Consider the following 4,676-nt stretch of genomic DNA (forward strand, 5'->3'; position numbering starts at 1 on the left):
ATATCATCGCGTCTCCCCAAAGAAAGCTTGACCCCAGCACTCCGGTGCTCAGGTTCTCCTGGCTGCCGGATGCGCACGTCTGCGGTCTTCACCGGATGCGTACAGCCGATACATCGTCGCCCTCGACAGACAATCAAATCATATCGACAAAATCGCACTACATCGATACGTCACACTCTGCTCGATGCCACTAAGCAACAAAGCCGCTGAATCCAGCAGCGCTCCGTGCTTCAAGGGCATGCCCATACGGGTGCTGGGCAAGCCTAAATTTCTTCCCCGAGCAGTATCCTGGCCTCCTTGGCCGCAGCGATGAACGCCTGGCGCGCTATCCTTGGTGGTTTTTCTCCACGGATTACGGCAAGGCATGCTTCGATTGCGGCGAGCCGCGACTTGCCCGCCGGCCTCGGCCAATCCCTCAATAGAACTTCGGCCGCGTCGGATACTGATGCAACAACTCTGTCGCGATCGATCCGGCCGGGTTGAACGACGACGGGCTTTCTGAAACGTCTCGTACGCACGACAGCCTCCAAGAACAAGATATGTTAGCTTCCGGTGATCCTTTGCGCCACATCAAACTTCGGCAAGTAGTCGACCGTGAACAATCCGCGCTCTAGCGGCGACCGGCTTGGGCCGGAGTTGAAGCAGAGCGATCAAGAGCGACAAAGACCCTTCAGCCACCTGAGCATCGCGCGCCACCGCGTTGCGTCTTCTCTCAGCTTCGATAGTTGGGGTCTTCGCGCCGAGAAGCCGCGACGCCCGCCCGGCGTTGCGTATAAGATGACCGGGCAGGCGAAAAACCTGCATGTGGTTCTCCTATGATTTGAGCTTCGCAACCCGAGTTGCGGAGAACCCCTCCTCAACTGCAAGAATCTCATATCTGTCTGAGCTCGGTCACTCTGGCACGATGATCACGGAGGGCAATGCCGCGACGCAACTACGCCGGTGGAGATTCCTTCGGAGCCGAAACCTTTCAACAAAACCGGCTCCACAAACGGGTTCGGCGCCTACGTGGCTTTCATGCCCAAGACAAGGATCGGCATCCTGATGTTGGCGAATGGCGCTCCACAACCATGCAGGAGACGCCCTGATGGCTCAGAAGCGATGCGGCGGTCAGGCTGTTTAAGCGCCCACCAACGATAACAATTGGGGTTGTGCTTTCCACGGGGATATTCCGTTGACTGGATCAATCCGATATTTTGTTTGGCCAAAATACACGCAGACCCTGCTCATCGACATGACACGGTGGATCTCGATCCGTTATTCGGGGTCGCGGTCGAGATGGTGGACCTTGGTCGGCTCCCCCCTGGTGAGGCGGTCGTCGCTTGCATGTCGGCCCAATAGGAAATGTCGTGAACCACGTTTCGCGGAAGCGCGCCTCACGATCCAGCCGTTGTGCTCCAGTGACTGGAGCACCGGAAGCATACTCTGCGGTTGACAAAGACAGCACGCGCAAGCTGGGCGTTCGAATCGCTTCACCCGCCCAGCAGAGCACAACCCACGCCGGAAACGAACTCAAAAATGGATAGAAACTGGGCAACGTCAAGCGTCAAGCCGCACCCAGGCAGGTGACCATCACCACGAATAAGAACGCAAAAAATCAGTGCAGTCATAGACGTCCCCAACTTGCCAACGACAAGATAGTCAGATGGTCGAGGTGGTAAGCTTGGCGGTGGTCAGATGGACCAAGCGCGGTCCTAAATGGAATAAAGCGGAAAGGGTGTGCATGGCGGCACTAGCCGGCGAGCTATCACCCGACGACGCCCGCATCGGTTTCAAGGCTGCCGCCATCGAGAAGAAGATGCTGGTCGCGGGTGATCCTTGACGGGACGGACGCTTGAGGCACGATCCCCACCTTAGCGCGACAATCGAAATCGTAATGCCGACGTTGAGCGACAATGAAGTACCGCACCGACTCCGTGGCTACTGGCCATCGTGGCAAGGACCACGATGCGCCTGACAAGGCCCAGGGTAACCAAAGCCCCGCTCCGGCGTTGGGGCGAGGGCGGGGGACCCTTTGGCCGGAGCGGGGTTAGGCTAGGTGGTCACCCCGTGGCAAGCAAAGGCGACCCCAGTTGAGATTAGCGGATTTTGTGGCGCTTTCAATATTTCAATATCCGTGACTGAGTGCCTATCGCCTCAGCGGCGCTGGTAAGGAATCGGGCTTCTCGCAAGAGCGAGTCCCAGTTGAGGTTGCCCAATAGGTTGATGAGATCGCGCGCCTGTTCGACGGTGATCCCCGTTTCTTTGACCAGCCGCAGAATGACCAGGTCGTGCATCGGCGGTGGATTGGCGACTTCGCCGGCATCGCAGAACCTTCCAGCGGCAGCCCAAATCATCGGGACGAGGTAGAGCGTCTGCAATAATAGGCAAGAAGGACATTCTACAGGCGGACGTTTGTACCTGCTCCACTCAACCGGCTGGGTGATTAGCATGAGGCTTAGGCTGTGGTGCATGAGCACGCGGTAGCTGCGCAAGCTTCGCTACACCAGCGCACTCGGTCGTGCGCATTGGCACGCTGGCATGTGCATCGGTGGCGGCAACCGGCAGGGTGGGTGGTTTCAGAGATTGAGTACAGAAAAGGCCAGGAATAAATCGGGAGCGACTGTTCACGCGTTGTCCTCGACACGCTTGCCCTCCGCATCCGTCCCTTTGATCTCGGTAGTCCACGCCTCGGTTGGCGCCGATTGCTGGCGGATTGCGTGTTTCAGAAATTCGCGGACACCCATTCCGCTAATTCGCGGACAGCGATTTCAGTAATTACGGGACCGTGATTCCGCTAATTCCCGGACAGTTTTCAGGGCGGATAACGGTCGGTTCTCGGGAGCGCCGTTCTGGCATTTTGCCCTCTCATCATCGGGTTGAGAGGGGCCATGCCAAGACGGAAGCAAGCGAGACGAACGACAGTGAAAGACCTACAATCAATCCTGCGCCTGACGCATGAGCAGGGTCCTGGCCCGGCTGCGCAACCGGCGCTTCTTCAGTCTCGGCGATCTCAACGCCGCAATCGCGGGGTTGCTGGAGGATTTGAACAATCGCCCCATGCGCCACGTCGGCAAAAGCCGCCGCGAGCTGTTCGAGGAGATCGAACGAACGGCCCTGTCGCCATTGCCGCCGGCGCCGTTCGAATATGCGGAGTGGAAATCGGCGAAGGTGCATCCCGACTACCATGTCGAGATCGACAGGACCTTCTACTCGGTGCCGCACGCGCTGATCGGGCGGCGCGTGGATGTGCGGCTCACCCATCGGGTGGTCGAGCTCTTCCATGATCACAAGCGCGTCGCCAGCCATGTCCGCCGCTCGCAGCGCTGCGGCCATGTCACCGTCAACGAGCACATGCCCAAGGCGCATCAGCGCTATGCCAACACGACGCCGGCGAACCTGATCCGGCAGGCAGCCGGGATCGGCGCCAACACCGCCATCCTGGTCGAGCGGATGATGCGCGACCGTCCCCATCCCGAGCAGGGATACCGCTCCGCGTTTGGCATCCTCTCGCTGGCCCGTCGCTACGAGCGGGATCGGCTCGAGGCGGCCTGCGCGCGGGCGCTGACCATCAATGCGATCACCTACTCCTCCGTCAACGCCATCCTCAAATCCGGCCTCGACCGCGTGCCGCCCGCGGCCGAGCCGGTCAAGCCCACGCCATCGCACACCAACATCCGCGGCGGCTCCTATTATCAATGAAGGAAGGAAACCAACCATGCTGACACATCCAACCCTCGACCAGATGCAGGCTCTCGGCCTTGGCGGAATGGCCGCCGCCTATCGGGACCTGGCCGACCAGAGCAACGCCGACGATCTCAGTCGCGACGAGTGGCTTGGCCTGATGCTCGATCGTGAAGCCGCCAGGCGTGCCGACAAGCGTGTGACCAACCATCTCGCCGTTGCCAGGCTGCGCTTTGCCGATGCCTGCATCGAGAACATCGACTTCGCCGCACATCGCGGGCTCGACCGGCGCAATACGCTATCGCTCGCCCATGGCGCCTGGCTGAAGGCGCATGAGAACCTCATCATCACCGGGCAGACCGGCACCGGAAAGACTTGGCTGGCCTGCGCCTTCGGACGTCAGGCCGCCCGGCTCGATCATTCCGTGCTCTACCTGCGCATGCCACGTCTGTTTGAGGATCTCGCCCTGGCGCGTCTGGACGGCCGCTTTCCCCGTCTCATCGACAAGCTGGCTCGGGTGCAACTGCTCATCCTTGACGACTGGGGCACCCACAGCCTGACCGACCAGCCGCGTCTCGATCTGCTGGAAATCTTCGAGGAACGCTACCGCCGGAAATCGACGCTGATCACCGCGCAACTGCCAATCGCCCAGTGGCATGCCATGATCGGCGAGCCGACAATCGCCGACGCCATTCTCGACCGGATCGTCCACAACGCCCATCGCGTCACCCTCGAAGGCGACAGCATGAGAAAGCAAAAAACACCGCCGCTCTTGACCGGCGCCAAAACGCTTAGCACGAATGGTTAATCCTTCGAACTGGCCACAACCTTCGCCAATTGCCGGGCATAGTGTCGCCGGTGGCAAGGGCATGGTTCAGCCAAGGATGAGACCAACCAACAGAACGGTAAGAATAAAGGACAACACGACGGCAAGTAGCCCGCATGCTTCCAAAGTGTTGGTTTGCCAAGCTTTCGTCGGGCGCCTCCGGTTTGAATTGCCGTTTCGCGAAACA

The 4,676-nt window shown here is 59.8% G+C and carries 5 protein-coding genes and 1 pseudogene; 3 read left to right on the plus strand and 3 right to left on the minus strand.

Annotated elements, in window-relative coordinates; translation table 11 throughout:
* Window positions 1-263: 263 nt before the first annotated feature.
* Window positions 264-518, minus strand: coding sequence for a DUF982 domain-containing protein (locus NKH30_RS32880; protein WP_352542334.1), 255 nt, complete (start codon window positions 516-518; stop codon window positions 264-266).
* A gap of 497 nt (window positions 519-1,015) precedes the next feature.
* The gene (locus NKH30_RS32885; RefSeq protein ID WP_352542278.1) at window positions 1,016-1,162 is read right to left on the minus strand and encodes an FAD-dependent monooxygenase; all 147 of its coding nucleotides are present in this window, start codon (window positions 1,160-1,162) and stop codon (window positions 1,016-1,018) included.
* A 483-nt stretch (window positions 1,163-1,645) separates the two neighbouring features.
* On the opposite strand from NKH30_RS32885, the gene NKH30_RS32890 reads away from it, so the two are divergent.
* A complete protein-coding gene (locus tag NKH30_RS32890; RefSeq protein ID WP_352542277.1) occupies window positions 1,646-1,822 on the plus strand; it encodes a DUF982 domain-containing protein in 177 nt (58 codons plus the stop codon).
* A gap of 277 nt (window positions 1,823-2,099) precedes the next feature.
* Here the strand turns inward: NKH30_RS32890 and NKH30_RS32895 are convergent, their stop codons facing one another.
* Complete coding sequence (locus NKH30_RS32895; protein ID WP_352816276.1) at window positions 2,100-2,474, minus strand: hypothetical protein; 375 nt, start codon at window positions 2,472-2,474, stop codon at window positions 2,100-2,102.
* A gap of 472 nt (window positions 2,475-2,946) precedes the next feature.
* On the opposite strand from NKH30_RS32895, the pseudogene NKH30_RS32900 reads away from it, so the two are divergent.
* Both NKH30_RS32900 and istB read left to right on the plus strand, forming a co-directional pair.
* Window positions 2,947-3,681: pseudogene (locus tag NKH30_RS32900) on the plus strand (Mu transposase domain-containing protein); the annotation flags it as partial.
* A 16-nt stretch (window positions 3,682-3,697) separates the two neighbouring features.
* Window positions 3,698-4,471: an IS21-like element helper ATPase IstB gene (gene istB, locus NKH30_RS32905; protein ID WP_352998148.1), complete on the plus strand. Its 774-nt coding sequence runs from the start codon at window positions 3,698-3,700 to the stop codon at window positions 4,469-4,471.
* Window positions 4,472-4,676 lie beyond the last annotated feature (205 nt).

The organism is Mesorhizobium sp. M1273, from assembly GCF_040318195.1.
In the GTDB taxonomy this organism is placed as follows: Bacteria; Pseudomonadota; Alphaproteobacteria; order Rhizobiales; family Rhizobiaceae; genus Mesorhizobium.